Genomic DNA, 19,251 nt, shown 5'->3' on the forward strand with positions numbered 1-19,251 from the left:
TAAGGATACTAATGTATCATTTACATGTATCGAAAATAATGTGGGGGATATGGATGAAATATGGATATGCAAGAGTATCATCAACAGGGCAGGATTTAACTGCACAAGTTAATGCACTTAAGGACGCAGGGTGCGAGAAGATATTCAAGAAAAAAGTTAGTGGCAGAGACAAAAACAAAAGACCACAATTTCAAAAGCTATTGGAAACAGTTCAAGAAGGAGACACCATTGTTGTATCAAAGTTAGACAGGTTTGCCAGAAGCACTAAGGATGCTCTTGCCACCATTGACCAACTTAAAGAAAAGAGTGTTGGTCTTATTGTGCTAAATGTTAGCGGTGAGAAGTTAGACACAACAACATCAACAGGAAAGCTTATGGTCACAGTATTATCAGCAGTAGCAGAGTTTGAAGCGGACATGATTAGAGAGAGACAGCTTGAAGGTATTGAATTAGCGAAGCAAAGAGGTGTTTATAAAGGAAGACCTCACACTTACACAGACAAACACAAAGGCTTACAGCATGCTTTAGAACTATATAGAGACAGAGATAATAACGGTCTTACTGTTAACGCTATTGCAGAGATAACTAAGATAAGTAGGGCAACCATATACAGAGCAGTAAGGGATATGTAGGGAAACACTGATTAGCTTCTTCCAACAGCAATATGAAAGGTATAATGGAATCCAAATTAACTAAATCATTATAGAATTGAAGTTTATAAGAATTTAATTACAATGTACAGTGCAACAGAAAACAACAGTAAACTAGTAAGAGGGGTAACCCTCTTTTTTGTTTGTGACAGATAACGGGCGGGATATTTTCCACAAAATACGGTACTTTTTAAGGCGGAAATAGCATGGGTTGGTGTATTCCCGCCTCACGATTTTTTACGATTCCATCCATTCGAATATTCTCTATTATTTCTACATTTTCATTAGGGGCATGTATAGGATACCCCGTATTTCCACAGACCATGGATTAAACGATAGTCGGGAGTTCGAATCTCTCCTGGGACGTACGAAGTAAAAGCGATCAACTTTGATTAACAAGGTTGATCGCTTTTTTTATGCAAAAGAATGATTCTTTGATTCTTTAATCCAGCAAAAAATCATTCTTTTGTTTTCCTTGCTATATGTTTTTTATTACGGAAGTTTGTTTCCCTTATCTCCTGAACTTCCATCAAAATAAATATCGTCTTGTTTAGCTGGTGCGTCTATATATACTTTTTGATTGGTGGTTTCGGTGTCAATTGGTCTTTCATTTGTTTTGGAGTCTGCGAGATTTGAGTTGGTAGATACATCTGAACGAATGCTTTCCTCCCCGATTTTTTCCATTATTTTCTTATCTACTGCCAATAAAAATTTTCCAGCATCTAATTGTTCCGTGTATTCATCGAGTTTGTCATTTGGAACGTCAAGTTGGGATAATTTACTGCTTGCCTTCCAAAGATCATCCATTGTGAAAAATTGTTTTAGTTTCTCGAATAATGTTTCATTCGAATGATGATTGACATTTGCGTCTGTCTGGGATTCTAAATAATCTGTATCTTTTCTATTTGTTAGGACAGATAAATCGTTTTCGTTATATCCCTTATTAGTTAAACGTTCAATTGCTGTAATCGTTTCTATGGGAGTTTCATAAATGCCTATGACGCTTTTAGTCATTTCAATCTTCCTCCTTTAAAAAATTTGATTAAGCCGTTCATATTCTCTTTATTCCCGCAGTTATCCCAATTAAACAAAATCAGTTTAATGAAAGTCCAAACTGAATTTTAGGCGCACCAAAAAATGACTACAGAAAAAGTAGTCATTTTGATGATTTGGGAATAGTTATAGTTGCTTGTTTAATCAGCAAATCAAATTGCTGTAGCTAATTACATAATAGTTGGATATAAATTTGAAAGGATACAAATGAATATTACTAATGTAAGGGGGATATTTAGTATAAAAAATTAAGGTCCTGCTAAAACAAATAATACTTTTATTATAGTTTATTTCTTTTTGCCGCATCTTACGCAAAAATCACTATAATAACTGTATTTATGATTTCTTTTAAAAAAACAAATAATATTTTTAAATTTGAACATTCCTATGTTTAACCTCCCAAAATATAAAATATTTCAGGCAGCACAGCCATCCTAGTTTAGCACCTTAGATCTGTTGCTTTGCGTGCAACTCTTTCGAGAAGCTTGCCATTGACTGTAAAAAAATGAATACATTGAAGTATACTATTACTCTCTAATGGAATAAAGAAATATCATTCGACAATATTATACAAAAAATGCGCAAATCTTTATTATTGTAATAGAATCTACTCCGAACGAGCTATTCCCCATCCTAAATTATTCTATTGAATTTTTACTTCTATTTATGTGATAATGTTCTACAGATTGATTTTTTTCAATACGACAATTTTTAATAGTAAATATCATATAAAGAGGTAAATAGATGCTTCCAAATAAATTAGACTATAAAATGCCGGCAGAATGGACAAAACATGAGCGTACATTCGTTGCCTGGCCTGTTCAGGATTCCATGTGTTATCCAGAAGATTACGAACAAGTAGTGAAGGGATATTACGTCGAACTAGTTAAAGCGATTGCAGAATTTGAATCAGTTACTGTAATAGTGAATTCTAATGAATTAGAACAAGTGAAACATTATTTTTCAGAAGATAATATTGAGTTGCTTCCTATTGCACATAATGATGCATGGATCCGGGATAACGGCCCAACCTTTTTAATCAATGACGAAGGACAAGTCGCTGGGATAAATTGGAAATTTAATGCGTGGGGAGGAAAGTATGCTCCTTGGGATTTAGATGATCAAGTTGCACCAACCATTCTCGATCATTTAGGGGTAAAACGTTTTGATGCACCGCTTGTTATGGAGGGTGGTTCTATCCATGTAGATGGAGAAGGCACGGTTATAACAACGGAAGAATGTCTACTAAATCCAAACCGTAATAAAGACATGACCAAAAGGGAAATTGAAGATAATTTAAAGCAATACTTAAATATAGAAAAAGTCATTTGGCTAAAACAAGGTCTAAGTGGTGACGAAACAGATGGACATGTTGATAATATTGCTTGCTTTGCAGCTCCTGGAAAAGTATTAATTCAAGTTTGTGATGATCCGAATGATGAAAATTATGCAATCACACAAGAGAATCTGGAAATATTAAAAAATACGACAGATGCAAAAGGAAGAAAGCTGGACATTATACCGATTGAGCAGCCTCCATTTGCTGAGTTTGATGGCAGCCGATTAACATTAAGCTATTTAAACTTCTATTTTGTAAACGGTGGAATTATTTTGCCTATTTTTGGAGGACATGCGGAAAAAACGGATCAAATGGCTGAGAAGGTATTAAGTTCTGTTTATCCTGAAAGAAAAATTCGTAAAATTAATGGGATGTCTATCATTAAAGAGGGCGGAAATGTTCATTGTACGACTCAGCAGATGCCTAAAATCTAGTTGAAAAAGAGGGGGAAAATAATGAGAAATGTTAAAGTTGCAGCAACCCAAATGAGCTGTACGAATAATATAGAAGAAAATATTCAAAGAGCAGAGTCCCTTGTAAGACAAGCGGCAGAAAAAGGAGCACAAATAATTTTACTCCAAGAACTTTTTGAAACACCTTATTTTTGTCAAAAAGAAAAAGCTGATTATTATGCTTATGCAACCGAATTAGAGCAAAATAAGGCTGTAAACCATTTTAAACAGATTGCTAAAGAGCTTCAAGTTGTTCTGCCGATTAGCTTTTATGAAAAGAAAAATAATGCTCGCTACAATTCATTAGCTGTTATTGACGCAAATGGAGAAGTACTTGGGTTATATCGTAAAAGTCATATTCCAGATGGACCGGGTTACGAAGAAAAATTTTATTTTAATCCAGGGGATACCGGATTTAAAGTCTGGAATACTCGTTATGGGAAAATTGGAATTGGAGTATGCTGGGATCAATGGTATCCAGAAGCAGCTCGATGCATGGCTTTAATGGGAGCAGAAATCCTTTTTTATCCGACTGCAATCGGTTCGGAGCCGCAAGATGGAGATATCGATTCTAAAGATCATTGGCAGATGTGCATGTTAGGACATGCTGCAGCTAATCTAGTTCCAGTAATTGCGTCAAACCGTATTGGGGTAGAAAAAGATGAAGATTCAAGCATTACTTTTTATGGTTCTTCCTTTATCGCAGGACCTCAAGGGAATAAAGTCACAGAATCAAGCCGTGATAAGGAAGAGGTAATCATTGCGGAGTTTGATTTGGATCAGTTGGAAATTCAGCGTATTGAATGGGGAATCTTTAGAGACAGACGCCCTGATTTATACAAAACGATTGCTACGTATGATGGGGAACTGATCATCAAATAGGTTGATTTAAACAAAAATACAGGATATAAGTTAAGAGCATGGATACTATTCCATGCTCTTTTTTTGCAAAGATTGATGGGGAAATTCATTCTGATTTTATTTTAAAATAATAAATTTGTTGAAGTGGATTTTTTAAAATAAATGTACACGATGAACACTTAGTTCAATGGATAGTAAGCTTACAATTGTTTGTAAGGTTCTATCTCATTTAGTACATTTTATTTGTTAAAAATATGTTTAAAAAACATTTAATTTAGAAAAGATGTGAGTAGAGTCTATTTACATATGAAAAATTCGTGAATTTGTCACAATTCATTGTAAACGCTTACTGTAATTCGTGTATACTATAGTTATAGCAATAAAACGAATGATAATATGTGAATAGATGATCAAAAAGTAAATACTAAATTAAAGGAGAATGAAAAATGGTCCTAAAAGAACTAGGTAGAAATCGATTGATCGTAATTAATTATTATAAAAATGGATTCTTAGAAACATGTAAAGGCTATATTCAAAAACTTAACTTAAATGATCAAACAATCTTTTTAAAAGATGAAAAACAAAATGTATTAAATATCCGTTTATCATGGATCCATGATATCAACACAGCAACTAATTAGTTTCCCGATAAATGCAACCGTTTTCTAATACGGAAGCATTTATTTTTTATGGTCTAAGTTTGTAGTAGCAGGGAGCAGACAGAATACACAAAGACTCCTATGAGAATTGCGGGACAGACCGAGACCCTGCAGCGCAGCGAGGAGGCTCGGCGCCCGCCACATGGAAAGCGAAGTGTATTCTGCTGCGGACTAATTGAGAGAATATTTTCTGTCAACCTATTTTCTCCTTACTAATAATAGAAGAATTTAAAAACCGTGTTAGAAAATGTAACAAGTTGATGTACGAATGAATAATTATTGTATTATAATTCACTTTGAGATTAAAGCATTTCATATAACTAATAAGAAGAAAAAAATACATAGTATACATATAAGCATTCATTGATTATAAATGAACGAAAATAACCTGCCTTTTGTGGTTTTTTATAGCAAGAAAACATTAAAATATTGGAAAAAAAAACGATCTTTAAAAAATTTTTTCGAAAAATTTCAAGTTCTAAGTTTATTTATTTATCAGTATTGTAAGCGGTTACTATATACAATAACTTGTTTTAATTATCTAACAATTCTCAAAAATACTGTTGACTCTTTTTTCAATTCGGCGTAAGATTACTTCAACAAAAGCAAAACAGAAACACAGACAAACGAGATAAGCTTTTGTTGAATAGACACAGAAAATTTTTGACGCATAATAAAAAACACCTAAAAACTATAATTTTATAAAGATATTGAAAATACGATGATGAGGATAAGTAGTTTCAAACATGGTATTCTACAGAGAGCCGGTGGTGCTGAGAACCGGTGAAACCAATTGAAATGAACTCACCTCTGAGTGTTAGCTTGAAAGATTTTTCGATTAGAGCTAACCGAGTGATGCCCACTCGTTACCAAAAATAGAACGTAACTGTTCGCTGAGTGCATACACAATTGCTGTGTATGAATGAGGGTGGTACCGTGGAAAGCAAAAGCCTTTTCATCCCTTTGTCTACTAAAAGTAGTTAGTAAACAATGGGGGTGAAAGGGCTTTTTTTATTAATATTTGCTTATAGGTAGTTAAAAAGCATCATATTTTTAGATTCCTTTAATAAATTGGTGTAGTTATTTACTTTTATGAGGGGGGCAACAAATGTTACAGGAAACTGCCTTTGGAAATGCAAAGGCTAATACAAAGCCGTTGACTGGTGCTGATCTTTTATTGCAGGCGTTAGAAAAGGAAAATGTAGAATTTATTTTTGGATATCCTGGTGGTGCAGTGCTGCCAATTTACGATAAAATTTATGATTCAAAAATATTTCATGTTTTACCAAGACACGAACAAGGCGGTATACATGCTGCTGAAGGATATGCAAGAATTTCCGGAAAACCTGGTGTTGTAATTGCGACAAGCGGACCTGGTGCTACCAACATAGTGACAGGGCTTGCAGATGCGATGATGGATTCCTTGCCATTAGTTGTTTTTACAGGGCAGGTTGCAACAGGTGTTATTGGAACAGACGCTTTTCAGGAAGCAGATATCTTAGGAATCACAACTCCAATAACAAAGTACAATTGTCAAATTAGAAGTTTGGAAGAAATTCCAAAAATAATTAAAGAAGCATTTTACATCGCAACAAGCGGAAGACCAGGTCCTGTTTTGATCGATGTTCCAAAAGATATCGCAGCAATGATCACAGAAGTGCCAGAAGAAAAGGAAATTGATTTACCAGGTTATCAGCCAACTACACAACCAAACTACTTGCAAATACGCAAATTAACAGAAGCAGTTAGTGCAGCAAAAAAACCTGTTATTTTAGCAGGTGCTGGAGTTATTTTTGCAAATGCAAGCAATGAACTAAAACAATATGCTGAACAGCAGCAAATTCCGGTTGTTCATACATTATTAGGTTTAGGAGGCTTCCCTTCAGATAATAATCTATTTGTTGGAATGGCAGGTATGCACGGTTGTTATGCGGCTAATATGGCTTTATACGAATCTGATTTGCTAATAAACGTTGGAGCAAGATTTGACGATCGATTAACAGGAAATTTAGCGCATTTTGCACCAAATGCAATCAAGGCACATATCGATATCGATCCTGCTGAAATCGGCAAGGTGATTCCAACAAAAATTCCAGTTGTTGCAGATGCGAAAGAGGCTTTAAGTGAATTAACCAAACAAAATGGCAAAAAGTCAGAACATAGCGAATGGGTAGAAAAGATAGAAAATTGGAAGAAAGAATATCCTTATTATTATGAAAATTCCGATTCGTTAAAACCACAGCAAGTGTTAGAACTTTTACATCAAAAAACAGATGGAAATGCAATTGTTACAACAGACGTTGGTCAACATCAAATGTGGACAGCACAATATTATCCATTCAAAAAGGCAAATAGATGGGTTACATCTGGAGGACTTGGAACAATGGGATTCGGTTTACCCTCCAGTATTGGAGCACAATTAGCCGACCCTGATGCAACGGTTTTAGCAATCAGCGGTGATGGTGGATTCCAAATGTGCAGCCAAGAGTTAGGCCTTATTAAAGAATTAAATTTACCTATTAAAATTATCGTCTTTAATAATCATGCTTTAGGAATGGTAAGACAATGGCAGGAATTCTTCTATGATTCTCGTTTCTCTCATAGTAAGGAATCGGTTCAGCCGTCATTTGTAAAACTTGCAGATGCATATGGAATAAAAGGATATCAAATCTCTACGAAAGAAGATGCGGAAACAATTCTTGATGAAGCATTAAAAGTAAGAGAGCCGATATTGCTGGAATTCTGTTTAGATCCAAATGAAAATGTTACTCCAATGGTTGCACCTGGCAAAGGATTACATGAAATGGTAGGGATCAAACCATGAAGAAAATAATCAGTTTAACCGTTGTAAACAAATCAGGCGTACTTAATCGTATTACGAATTTGTTTTCAAAAAGACATTACAATATCGAAAGCATCTCTGTAGGACATACAGAAAATGAGGGGATTTCTCGAATTACTTGTGTCGTCCATGTAGAAAACGATAGTGATGTTGAGCAAATTACAAAACAATTAAATAAGCAAGTGGATATTTTGAAAGTAGTTGACATTACAGATCAATCAATTGTTGCCCGAGAGCTTGCATTGATTAAGGTTCTTGCAGCTCCACATACTAGGCATGAATTGTATTCCTTAATTGAGCCTTTTAGAGCATCTGTCATTGATGTCAGCAAAGAAAGTATTGTTATTCAGATCACGGGTGAATCGAATAAAGTAGATGCTTTTATCGAACTTATCCGCCCATATGGCATTAAAGAATTAGCAAGAACAGGAACAACTGCTTTCCCTCGTGGATCACAAAAAAGCACAAGTTCTAAAAATACTTTTTCAATTGTTTAAGCAATAAAATAAAAAATAAAAATAAAACTTGAATTCGAAAGGGAGAATAAAAAATGGCTAAAATGTATTATAACGGAGACGCAAACTTAGGATACTTAGAAGGAAAAACTGTAGCAGTAATTGGATATGGATCACAAGGTCATGCACATGCTTTAAATATGAAAGACAGTGGCGTAAATGTAATCATCGGTTTAAGAGAAGGTAAATCTTGGGATAAAGCGGTAGAAGATGGACTTACTGTATATTCTGTTGGAGAAGCAACTGCAAAAGCGGATATCGTTATGATCTTAGTACCAGATGAGCTTCAAACAAAAGTATATAATGAAGAAATTAAACCAAACCTTACAAATCAAGCATTAATGTTTGCACATGGATTCAATATTCATTTCAATCAAATTGTAGCTCCAGAAGCTTGTGATGTATTATTAGTAGCTCCTAAAGGCCCAGGACACTTGGTTCGTAGAACATATGAGCAAGAAGCAGGCGTTCCAGCATTGTTCGCTATTTTCCAAGATGTTAGTGGAGAAGCAAGAGACTTAGCTTTAGCATATGCAAAAGCAATTGGTGCGTTGCGTGCAGGTGCATTAGAAACAACATTTAAAGAAGAAACAGAAACAGATTTATTTGGTGAACAAGCTGTACTTTGCGGTGGTTTAACAGCACTTGTTAAAGCTGGTTTTGAAACATTAGTGGAAGCTGGTTATCAGCCTGAACTTGCATACTTCGAGTGTTTGCACGAAATGAAATTAATCGTTGACTTAATGTATGAAGATGGAATCGCTGGAATGAGATATTCTATTTCTGATACTGCACAATGGGGTGACTTTGTTACTGGACCAAGAATCGTAACAGAAGATGTGAAGAAAGAAATGAAAGCTGTATTAACAGATATCCAACAAGGTAAATTTGCTAAAGGCTGGATTTTAGAAAATCAAGCAAACAGACCTGAATTTACTGCAATCAATACAAGTGAAAATGAACATTTAATTGAAAAAGTAGGAAAAGAACTACGCGCAATGATGCCTTTTGTTAAGAGCTCTAAAAAGAAAGAAGTGGTAGGCAGTGGCAAAAATTAAGATTTTTGATACAACATTAAGAGATGGGGAACAATCACCAGGAGTAAATCTAAATCTTGCTGAAAAAATATTAATTGCCGAACAATTAGAGAGATTAAATGTAGATATCATAGAGGCAGGCTTTCCAGCTGCTTCTAAAGGAGATTTTACGTCTGTGCAAAAAATTGCACAGACGATTAAAAATAGTTCTGTTACAGGACTTGCAAGAGCAGTGCAATCAGATATAGATGCTGCATGGGGAGCTTTAAAGGATGGAGCGGAGCCAAGAATTCATGTGTTTTTAGCAACATCTCCCATTCACCGTCAATATAAATTAAAAATGTCCAAAGAACAAGTAGTGGAAAAAGCGGTATCAGCAGTTAAATATGCAGCGCAAAAGTTTCCAATCATTCAATGGAGTGCGGAAGATGCATGTAGAACGGAACTTCCATTTTTAGCAGAAATTATTGAAGAAGTGATTCAGGCAGGCGCGGATGTTATTAATATTCCCGATACCGTTGGATACATAAATCCATACGAGTACAGCAAAGTCTTTCAATATTTAAAGGATAATGTTCCTTCTTTTGATAAAGTTTCCTTTTCAACTCATTGTCATGATGATTTAGGAATGGCAACAGCTAATTCATTAGCTGCAATTGAACATGGTGCCACTCAAGTAGAATGTACGATTAACGGAATAGGGGAAAGAGCAGGAAATGCATCCCTTGAGGAAATTGCGGTAGCGCTTCATATTCGTAATGATCATTATAAAAAGAGTACAAGAATTAACTTAAAAGAAATCAGTAGAACTTCTAGCCTTGTTAGTGAGTTAACAGGAATGGTTGTACCAGGCAATAAAGCAATCGTAGGACGTAATGCTTTTGCACATGAATCAGGGATTCACCAAGATGGTGTGTTGAAGGAAAAAACAACATATGAAATTATTTCACCTGAATTGGTTGGTTATCAATCGAATAATATGGTATTAGGAAAACATTCCGGCAGTCATGCCTTTAAAACTCGTCTAGCAGAATTAGGATTACAAATAGACGATCGTGATATTAAAGATTTATTTGTAGCATTCAAAGAATTGACAGATCATAAAAAAGAAATAACAGATGAAGATATTATTGCGATTGTATTAGAAAAGAAACTATCAAAAGAAGAAAAGTATTATGAACTTGTTGATGTTAAGGTTAAACATAATGAGGATAATACTCCAGAAGCTTCTGTTAAGTTATCGGGTGCGAAAAATGAATTGATTGAACAAACTGGCACGGGTTCTGGAAGTGTCGAGGCACTTTACAATACATTGGAAAAATCGGTGAACGGGGATGCTAATCTATTAGATTATCGAATCCAATCCATTGGTGGCGGAAGAGACGCACTTGCCCAAGTATTTGTAAATGTTCGATATGAAAATACAGAATCGAATGGAAGAGGACTTGACCAAGACGTTTTAGTCGCTTCTGCAAAAGCATACCTAAATGCTATTAATAGAGTGATATTAGCAAAAGAACAAACAGTTGAAATTGTAAATAGCTAGTTGTTAAGTTGTTTAACAGGCAGTATCTCCATCTTGATTAGATGGAAAACAATATGCCCGTAATACCTGATTTGTACAACTATTCATCAGTGGAGACGAAAGCTTCACTGATGGCAGTTTCACTTTTATGGAAAGGGCGAACTGAGATGAAGAAAAAAATTGCTGTATTAGCGGGAGATGGAATAGGACCGGAAATCGTACAAGGTGCTATAGAGATATTACAAGTAATTGAAGAGCAATTTCAGCATGAATTTGACTTTAAATTTGGAAATATCGGTGGAAGTGCGGTTGATATCGAGGGAAGTCCATTGCCGGATACAACTATAGAACTTTGTAAAGAAAGTGATGCTGTTCTATTAGGAGCTGTTGGCGGACCAAAATGGGAGTCATTGCCTGTTCCTCTACGTCCAGAACAAGGATTACTGAAAATAAGAAAAGAATTAAATCTGTTCGCAAATTTAAGACCAACCACTTATTATGCAAGTTTAGCAGATTCCTCTCCATTACGAAAAGAAATTATTGAAGATGTAGATCTTCTTGTCGTAAGAGAACTGACAGGTGGAATTTACTTTGGAAAACCGAGTGAAAGAACAGAAGTAAATGGCAAGTCAGGTGCTGTAGATACTTTAGTATACACTAGAGAAGAAATTACAAGGGTAATCGAAAAAGCATTTCAAATGGCTGTAACTCGTTCTAAGAGAGTAACTTCAGTAGATAAGGCAAATGTATTGGAATCGAGCAGGTTATGGCGAGAATGTGCAAATGAAATCGCAGCGAAATATCCAGATGTAACGTTAGACCATATGCTAGTGGACAATGCAGCCATGCAGCTTGTTAGAAACCCGAAACAATTTGATGTAGTGGTTACTGAAAATATGTTTGGAGATATATTAAGTGACGAAGCATCTGTACTAACAGGTTCGTTGGGGATGCTGCCTTCTGCTAGTATTTCTGAAAATGGTCCATTCTTATTTGAACCAATACATGGCTCAGCACCAGATATTGCCGGCCAAAACATTGCCAATCCACTTGCTACAATTCTCTCAGCAGCAATGCTTCTACGTGTTTCTTTTCAATTGGAGGAAGAAGCTTCTTTAATCGAAAATGCAGTGAATCATGTGTTGGATAATGGATTCCGTACAAGAGATATTATCTCACCAAACACAAAAGCAGTTTCAACAACAGAAATGGTTGAAGAAGTGAAAAAAGAAATTTTATCTCAACTAGTCGCTAAATTAAAAGCTTAATATATAGGAATAAATAGAGAAAGCCAGCTTTTTTGGAAAAAAGCAGAAAATGGCATGATAAAAGGATTTTCATAATACAAAAGTAAAGATAGAAGATACAGCAAGAAAGTGAGGGATGATGATGGGAAAATCAATTATTGAAAAAATATGGGAAAAACATATTGTCCATCAAGAAGAAGGGAAACCAGATTTATTATATATTGATCTACATCTTGTACATGAAGTAACATCACCACAAGCCTTTTCTGGTTTAAGAATGAAAAATCGTACAGTGAGAAGACCCGATCGTACATTTGCAACAATGGATCATAATGTTCCCACTGTTAATCGTTTTAAAATAGATGATGAAGTCGCATTAAATCAAATAACTACGTTGGAAAAAAACTGTTTGGAATTTAATGTACCATTAGCAAATCTTGAGAGTCCAGAACAAGGCATCGTTCATGTAATTGGACCAGAACTAGGATTAACACAGCCTGGTAAAACAATTGTTTGCGGAGATAGCCACACCTCAACACATGGTGCTTTTGGAGCGCTTGCTTTTGGAATCGGTACAAGTGAGGTAGAGCATGTACTTGCGACACAAAGTTTATGGCAAACGAAACCTAAAACATTAAAAATAGATGTAAATGGCGAACTCTCAAAAGGTGTTACCGCAAAAGATGTTATTCTTTATGTTTTGTCTAAATATGGCGTTAACTTCGGAACAGGTTATGTTATTGAATATACAGGGGAAGTAATTAACAAGCTTTCCATGGAAGAAAGAATGACAATCTGTAATATGTCAATTGAAGGTGGAGCAAGAGCTGGGTTAGTAAATCCGGATGAAATCACGTTTGAATATTTAACAGGCAGAAAGTATGCACCTGAAGATATGGATGCTGCTATACAAGAGTGGAAGGAATTAGTTTCTGATAGCGATGCAGCATATGACAAAGTGATTGAAATTGATGGAAATGATATTGCTCCAATGGTCAGCTGGGGTACAAATCCTGCTATGACAGCAAAAGTAGACGAAACGATTCCAACATCTTCTGAGTATAATGACGAAACCGATCGTCGTGCATTACAAAGTGCACTTCAATATATGAATTTAAACGAGGGGCAGTCCATAACAGATATTAAAATCCAGCATGTGTTTATCGGATCCTGTACTAATTCTCGAATAGAAGATCTGCGTCAGGCGGCAAGTGTTATTAATGGACGTAAAGTACAAGAAGGCGTACGTGCATTAGTAGTTCCTGGATCGCAAAAAGTGAAAAAACAAGCAGAGCAAGAAGGTCTAAATGAAATATTTACAGAGGCTGGATTCGAGTGGAGAGAATCGGGCTGCAGTATGTGTTTAAGTATGAATAATGATGTTGTTCCAAGCGGTGAACATTGCGCTTCCACTTCAAACCGTAACTTTGAAGGAAGACAAGGTGCGGGAGCTAGAACACATTTAGTAAGTCCGGCAATGGCTGCAGCTGCTGCGATAAATGGCCGCTTTGTAGATGTAAGAAATGAACAAGTGATGGAATTAGTTTAAAGCTGTTAAGTGAGCAGCAGTACAATAGCAAGGAGGCGAAAAAATGAGCGGATTTAAGAAGTTGGTTGGCAAGGCGGCTGCAATGGACCGCGTTAATGTCGATACCGATCAGATTATTCCAAAACAATTTTTAAAAAGAACAGAAAAAACAGGGTTTGGTCAATTTGTTTTTTTTGATTGGCGTTTTAAGAAGAATGGGGAAGCAAATCCAGAGTTTGAATTGAATTTCCCTGAAAATCAAGGTGCCACTATACTTGTTGCAAATAAAAACTTTGGTTGTGGTTCTTCTCGTGAACATGCACCGTGGGCTTTGCAGGATTATGGCTTTCAAGTGGTAATTGCACCTTCTTTCGCTGATATCTTCTATCAAAACTGTTTAAAAAACGGTATGCTTCCTATTCAATTGGATAATGAAAAGGTAGAATATTTGTTACAAGCAGCAAAAGACCAACCTTATTCTTTGCAAATTAATTTAGAAGAAGAGACAGTAGAGGATGAAAGAGGGTTTAAAGAATCTTTCTCTATCCATCCCTATTGGAAAAAGATGTTACTTAACGGATGGGATGAAATTGAAATAACCCTTCAATATGATCAGGAAATTGAAGCATATGAACAACATAAATCGAAAGTGTCTGTATTATGAGGTGCTGATAAAAGAGTTTGTCCATCGGGCAGATTCTTTTTTTTGTTGAAATGTGAACTGCTAGTGTTCGGGATAAACTAGTGAAGCATGGGATTTGTTTTAAAAAGTATTTTTTTCTTCGCAGATGAAAGAGTGGTTGCAAGAAAGAGAACAAAAATGCTAAACTAGCTAAAAATAGAGACATTAGGCGGTAAAAAAATGAAAAAGCGGGATTTGAAAAAGAAAGATAATATCGTACTTTTCCCCGATTTAGATCAGCGATTATTAGAAAAAGGTCTTGATTCCGTACAGGAAAAAAACTATTACGAAGCGATCTCCTATTTTAAAGAAGCAATGGAGTTAAATGCCGAAAATAGTGAAATACAAATCGGACTAATTATATCTTATTATGAATTAGGCTCTTTGCATCAAGCAAAAGATATTGCAAAAAATATGCTGGATCAGGGAATGGGTGATTATATTCATGTACTTGATTTGTATCTAATGATTTTAGTTCAACTACATGAATATGAAGAAATTGTTACAACCATAGAGGTTTTATTAGAAGACCATCAAATTCCAGTGAATAAAATAGAACATTTTTCAAAGATGCTTGATTTCAGCAGACGGATGGCTCTAAGTGTCAATAATAAAGAGGAAGAAAATGAAATGGAAAATGTTCATCCAATAGGGAGAAAATTGGAATTAACCTCCCTTCAAGATGCAAATGAACAAATGGTGCTTATTTCAAAATTGGCTAATCAAAATATTCGTCCCTATATAGATGAAATAAAAGAGTATTTAGTGTCAGAGGATGGCAGTCCATTTTTAAAAACCTTGTTGCTAAATATTTTAAAAGAGCAGGAATATGATAAAGAATTGTCGGTATATAAATTTAAGAGAACGATAAACATTATTCCAAGTATGCTTGAAGATATGCAGTCACAATCTCAATTTATAGAAATTAAAAATATAGTAAGAGAAACATTGGAGAATGAAGATCCAGTTTTGTTTGAAAACATCAAGGTTCTGCTAGAACGTCAATTTTTTCTATTATACCCGTTGAAATTAGAATTATTTACTGCGAAGACATGGGCAGCTGCCTATCATTTTATAATTAATGAGTATTATGGACAAGAAGAGAAAATATCTTTATACAGTAGTATTTATGGAGTTAATGAAGCAGAAATAGAAGAAGCAAATTGCTTCATAAAGAGCTTGGAGGAAATTTCTTATTCTAATATTTAGGCTAGAATGTTGAAACAACAAGAACCTATGATATAATGTAGTGGTTGCATTTAGAAAATGTGAATGATATTTTGACTGATAGATTGCTGCTTTTCCTATTATTTAGGCTAGTAATTAGCGATGTAACTAAATGATAGTAGTTTGATTTTTTAAAAATAATATAAAGTAGTATCTAAACAAAAGTTAAAAGTAATGAAAAGTAGAATAGATGTTGGAGGGAAATAGAGTATGTCAGCTAAATGGGAAGTATTAGAAGGGAACCGCGGTGTCTTAACAATTGAAGTAGACGCTGAAAAAGTAAACGAAGGTTTAGAATTAGCATTTAAAAAAGTAGTGAAAAAGGTAAATATTCCTGGATTCCGTAAAGGGAAAATTCCACGTGGAATGTTCGAACAACGTTTTGGAGTAGAATCTCTTTACCAAGATGCTATCGATATTTTATTGCCAGAAGCGTATGCAGGTGCAATCGAAGAAACAGGCATTGAGCCAGTTGATCGTCCTGAAATCGATGTAGAACAAATCGAAAAAGGAAAAGCACTTATTTTCAAAGCAACTGTTATTGTAAAACCAGAAGTAACATTAGGCGAATACAAAGGTCTTGAAGTTGAAGCAGTAAACACTGAAGTTACAGCAGAAGACGTTGATGCTGAAATTAAAGCTTTGCAAGAAAAACAAGCTGAATTAGTAGTGAAAGAAGAAGGCGCTGCTGAGTTAGGCGATACAGTAGTAATGGATTTTGAAGGCTTCCAAAACGGAGTTGCTTTCGAAGGCGGAACTGCTGAAAACTTCTCTCTTGAATTAGGTTCAGGACAATTCATTCCAGGATTCGAAGAAAAAGTTGTTGGCATGGCTACAGGAGATGTGAAAGATATCGAAGTTTCTTTCCCAGAAGAGTATCATGCAGCAGAATTAGCTGGAAAACCTGCTACATTCAAAGTAACGATTCATGAAATTAAAGGAAAAGAACTTCCTGCATTAGATGATGAGTTTGCGAAAGATGTAGATGAAGAAGCTGAAACGTTAGAAGCTTTAAAAGAAAAAATTAAAGCACGTTTAGAAGGCGAGAAAAAACATCAAGCAGAGCATGCAGTACGTGATACAGTAGTAGAAAAAGCTGCTGAAAATGCAACTATTGATATCCCAGAAGCAATGGTTAACACAGAGATTGACCGTATGATGAGTGAATTTGAACAACGCCTTCAACAACAAGGCATGAACCTTGAATTATACTTCCAATTCTCTGGTCAAGATGAAGATGCACTTAAAGGCCAAATGAAAGAAGATGCTGAAAAACGTGTTCGTGTTAACTTGACATTAGAAGCTATTGTTAATGCTGAAAACTTAGAAGTAGCTGAAGAAGAAGCTACAGCTGAATTAGAAAAAATGGCAGAAATGTACAAAATGCCTGTAGACGCGATTACACAAGCACTTGGCGGCTTAGAAAACTTAAAAATGGATATAAAAATGAGAAAAGCAATCGATTTTCTTGTGGAAAACAGTAAAACTGTTGCATAATAGAAGTAAGTAAAAAAACTAAGGCGCGAATGAATCGTGCCTTAGTTTTATATTAGTAAGTTGGAACATAGAATAAAATGAAGCAATAAGATTCCTTTTAACCTTGTATGTACAGGGAGCATATATACTTTTATTCGTTTTCATTATTTCCAGGCTTAAGATTGATAAATCTGGTTATGCTGAAAAGAAGTACATAAGTTTTATTTCCTCGGATTAATTAGAACCGCAAGCTGTATCATTTCCTGTACATAGGCCATTGTGTTACAATGCAATACATAACTGTTGTGAAATTTGTTTAAAAAAAATTAATCCGAGGGATAAACATATACAAAGAAGTTTTTAAGGGGTGAAGACATGTTTAAATTTAATGATGAAAAGGGACAATTAAAATGTTCATTTTGTGGCAAAACACAAGATCAAGTTCGCAAGCTAGTGGCTGGACCAGGTGTGTATATTTGTGATGAATGTATTGAATTGTGCACGGAAATTGTTGAAGAAGAACTTGGAACAGATGAAGAAGTAGAATTTAAAGATGTACCAAAACCTAATGAAATTCGTGATATTTTAGACGAATATGTAATAGGGCAGGATCAAGCAAAAAAAGCCCTTTCAGTAGCAGTGTACAATCATTATAAACGTATAAATTCTAACAGCAAAATTGATGATGTAGAACTGTCAAAAAGTAATATTGCGATGATTGGTCCTACAGGAAGCGGGAAAACACTTCTTGCGCAGACGCTTGCAAGAATTCTGAATGTACCGTTTGCCATTGCAGATGCGACTTCTTTAACAGAAGCTGGTTATGTTGGAGAAGATGTTGAAAATATTCTTCTTAAACTGATCCAATCAGCAGATTATGATGTGGAAAAAGCAGAAAAGGGTATTATTTATATTGATGAAATTGATAAAGTAGCCCGTAAATCTGAAAACCCGTCTATTACAAGAGATGTTTCTGGTGAAGGTGTGCAGCAAGCCCTATTAAAAATATTAGAAGGTACTGTTGCAAGTGTTCCTCCACAAGGTGGAAGAAAACATCCTCATCAAGAATTTATTCAAATCGATACTACAAATATTTTATTTATTTGTGGTGGAGCTTTTGATGGAATTGAACCGATTATTAAAAGACGTCTTGGTCAAAAAGTAATTGGATTTGGTTCAGATACAAAAGAAGCTGAAATTGAAGACAAAGATCTTTTATCAAAAGTGTTGCCAGAAGACTTACTTCGTTTTGGACTAATCCCAGAATTTATTGGTCGTTTACCAGTTATTGCTAGTCTTGGCCAATTAGATGAAGAGGCGTTAGTAGAAATTCTAACAAAACCGAAAAATGCTTTAGCAAAACAATACAAAAAAATGCTTGAGTTAGATAATGTGGAGTTAGATTTTGAAGAGGGAGCACTTCAAGAAATCGCGAAAAAAGCAATCGAAAGAAAAACGGGAGCTCGTGGGTTAAGATCGATTATTGAAGGCATTATGCTGGATGTAATGTTTGATTTGCCTTCTCGTGATGATATTGTGAAATGTATTATTACAAAAGAAACCGTATCAGAAAATGCTACTCCAAAACTTGTTTTGGAAGATGGAACGGTAATCGAAAAAGAAACAAAAACATCTGCATAACAACAGTTATAACAAATTGGAGCCTTCCAATAAGTCGAGAAAATCGACTTATTGGAAGGCTTTTTTTCGCAAGATTAGAAAGTACAGAATTTACGAAATTTGATAAGTGTTTAGCTCTAGTGAGTTTGGGAGGAACGCGGAATAATCGAGAGGAGCGCGGAATAATCGAGAGGAGCGCGGAATAATCGAGAGGAACGCGGAATAATCGAGAGGAACGCGGAATTATTGGGAGGAACGCGGAATAATCGGGAGGAACGCGGAATTATTGAGAGGAACGCGGAATAATCGGGAGGAACGCGGAATTATTGAGAGGAACGCGGAATTATTGAGAGGAACGCGGAATAATCGAGAGGAACGCGGAATAATTGGGAGAAACGCGGAATAATCGAGGGGAGCGCGGAATAATCGAGAGGAACGCGGAATAATTGGGAGGAGCGCGGAATAATTGGGAGAAACGCGGAATAATTGGGAGGAACGCGGAATAATTGAGAGGAACGCGGAATTATTGAGAGAAACG

General features: G+C 35.4%; 15 protein-coding genes, 1 riboswitch and 1 other annotated feature. Of the genes, 14 read left to right on the forward strand and 1 reads right to left on the reverse strand.

The features are described from left to right. Positions 1-53: 53 nt before the first annotated feature. A complete protein-coding gene (locus AC5LWL_RS08085; protein WP_493433828.1) occupies positions 54-632 on the forward strand; it encodes a recombinase family protein in 579 nt (192 codons plus the stop codon). Between the two features lie 510 nt (positions 633-1,142). Here the strand turns inward: AC5LWL_RS08085 and AC5LWL_RS08090 are convergent. Then, positions 1,143-1,664, reverse strand: coding sequence for a YflT domain-containing protein (locus AC5LWL_RS08090; protein WP_493433829.1), 522 nt, complete (start codon positions 1,662-1,664; stop codon positions 1,143-1,145). Between the two features lie 455 nt (positions 1,665-2,119). Further along, a riboswitch (cyclic di-GMP riboswitch) is annotated at positions 2,120-2,203 on the reverse strand. Positions 2,204-2,447: 244 nt separating this feature from the next. On the opposite strand from AC5LWL_RS08090, the gene AC5LWL_RS08095 reads away from it, so the two are divergent. The 13 genes from AC5LWL_RS08095 to clpX all read left to right on the forward strand — a co-directional run bounded on the left by AC5LWL_RS08095 (position 2,448) and on the right by clpX (position 18,734). Next, positions 2,448-3,476, forward strand: a complete 1,029-nt coding sequence (locus tag AC5LWL_RS08095; RefSeq protein ID WP_493433830.1) for an agmatine deiminase family protein — start codon at positions 2,448-2,450, stop codon at positions 3,474-3,476. A gap of 21 nt (positions 3,477-3,497) precedes the next feature. Continuing rightward, positions 3,498-4,376 (forward strand): N-carbamoylputrescine amidase, encoded by an 879-nt coding sequence (gene aguB / locus AC5LWL_RS08100; RefSeq protein WP_493433831.1) that lies wholly within the window; start codon positions 3,498-3,500, stop codon positions 4,374-4,376. Between the two features lie 425 nt (positions 4,377-4,801). Further along, entirely contained in the window at positions 4,802-4,996 is a 195-nt protein-coding gene (locus AC5LWL_RS08105; RefSeq protein ID WP_493433832.1) for a YolD-like family protein, read from the forward strand. 730 nt (positions 4,997-5,726) lie between these two features. Further along, positions 5,727-5,980: a binding site (T-box leader), on the forward strand. Between the two features lie 142 nt (positions 5,981-6,122). Continuing rightward, the gene (gene ilvB / locus AC5LWL_RS08110) at positions 6,123-7,838 is read left to right on the forward strand and encodes an acetolactate synthase large subunit (protein ID WP_493433833.1); all 1,716 of its coding nucleotides are present in this window, start codon (positions 6,123-6,125) and stop codon (positions 7,836-7,838) included. After that, on the forward strand, positions 7,835-8,353 hold the full coding sequence (gene ilvN / locus AC5LWL_RS08115; protein WP_493433834.1) for an acetolactate synthase small subunit: 519 nt from the start codon (positions 7,835-7,837) through the stop codon (positions 8,351-8,353). The genes ilvB and ilvN overlap by 4 nt, the downstream gene beginning before the upstream one ends. Positions 8,354-8,406: 53 nt before the next feature. Beyond that, positions 8,407-9,429: a ketol-acid reductoisomerase gene (gene ilvC / locus AC5LWL_RS08120; RefSeq protein ID WP_493433835.1), complete on the forward strand. Its 1,023-nt coding sequence runs from the start codon at positions 8,407-8,409 to the stop codon at positions 9,427-9,429. Continuing rightward, on the forward strand, positions 9,416-10,954 hold the full coding sequence (locus AC5LWL_RS08125) for a 2-isopropylmalate synthase (protein ID WP_493433836.1): 1,539 nt from the start codon (positions 9,416-9,418) through the stop codon (positions 10,952-10,954). The genes ilvC and AC5LWL_RS08125 overlap by 14 nt, the downstream gene beginning before the upstream one ends. Before the next feature lie 146 nt (positions 10,955-11,100). Beyond that, positions 11,101-12,201, forward strand: a complete 1,101-nt coding sequence (leuB, locus tag AC5LWL_RS08130; protein ID WP_493433837.1) for a 3-isopropylmalate dehydrogenase — start codon at positions 11,101-11,103, stop codon at positions 12,199-12,201. Positions 12,202-12,322: 121 nt separating this feature from the next. After that, entirely contained in the window at positions 12,323-13,729 is a 1,407-nt protein-coding gene (leuC, locus tag AC5LWL_RS08135) for a 3-isopropylmalate dehydratase large subunit (protein WP_493433838.1), read from the forward strand. 43 nt (positions 13,730-13,772) lie between these two features. After that, on the forward strand, positions 13,773-14,372 hold the full coding sequence (gene leuD, locus AC5LWL_RS08140) for a 3-isopropylmalate dehydratase small subunit (protein WP_493433839.1): 600 nt from the start codon (positions 13,773-13,775) through the stop codon (positions 14,370-14,372). Between the two features lie 198 nt (positions 14,373-14,570). After that, entirely contained in the window at positions 14,571-15,599 is a 1,029-nt protein-coding gene (locus tag AC5LWL_RS08145; protein ID WP_493433840.1) for a tetratricopeptide repeat protein, read from the forward strand. Positions 15,600-15,827: 228 nt separating this feature from the next. Then, a complete protein-coding gene (gene tig / locus AC5LWL_RS08150; RefSeq protein WP_493433841.1) occupies positions 15,828-17,114 on the forward strand; it encodes a trigger factor in 1,287 nt (428 codons plus the stop codon). Between the two features lie 354 nt (positions 17,115-17,468). Next, entirely contained in the window at positions 17,469-18,734 is a 1,266-nt protein-coding gene (gene clpX, locus AC5LWL_RS08155) for an ATP-dependent protease ATP-binding subunit ClpX (protein ID WP_493433842.1), read from the forward strand. The last annotated feature ends 517 nt before the right edge of the window (positions 18,735-19,251 follow it).

The sequence above is a fragment of the Niallia sp. WK069_GA_01 genome (assembly GCF_983173855.1).